The sequence below is a fragment of the Campylobacter sp. MG1 genome (assembly GCF_026616895.1).
GTDB lineage: Bacteria > Campylobacterota > Campylobacteria > Campylobacterales > Campylobacteraceae > Campylobacter_E.
This window is the reverse complement of the sequence record NZ_JANYME010000040.1, coordinates 1-480: the sequence shown is the minus strand read 5'-3', so window position 1 is coordinate 480 and position 480 is coordinate 1. Positions and strand designations below refer to the sequence as shown.

At 32.1% G+C, this 480-nt stretch carries 1 protein-coding gene; it reads left to right on the top strand.

The window, feature by feature from the left end; all coding sequences use genetic code 11:
- The coding region (locus NY022_RS09585; protein ID WP_267525654.1) for an SIS domain-containing protein at window positions 1-480 on the top strand (480 nt) is incomplete at both ends.

The window sequence follows — 480 nt, the reverse complement described above, 5'->3', positions numbered from 1 at the left end:
GATTATGGTTATGTAAATTTAAAAGAATGCAAACTTTGTCATGATCAAGCTTGCATTCAACCTAACTTTGTAGTTTTAAGTCAAGATAAAAGCTTTGCACAAAAAGATGGCTATAGATTTTTCATGGAAAAAGAAATTTATGAGCAAAGCAGAGTCTTAGGTGAAGTTTTAATGGGGCGTTTGCAAGGAGAAGAAATCGTTTTTGAAGATATCAATGAAGAAATTTTAAAAGATATTGAAGAAATCACTCTTTATGCTTGCGGAACAAGCTATCATGCAGCACTAAGTGGAGCATATTTGCTTGAAAGACTTGCTAAAGTTAAAACCAAAGTAGAAGTAGCAAGTGAATTTAGATATAGAGAAGCTATTATAGGAAAAAATACTCTTTTTGTGGTAATTTCACAAAGTGGAGAAACTGCTGATACACTTGAAGCTTTAAAAATAGCAAAAGCTCAAGGGGTAAAAACTTTAGCAATATGC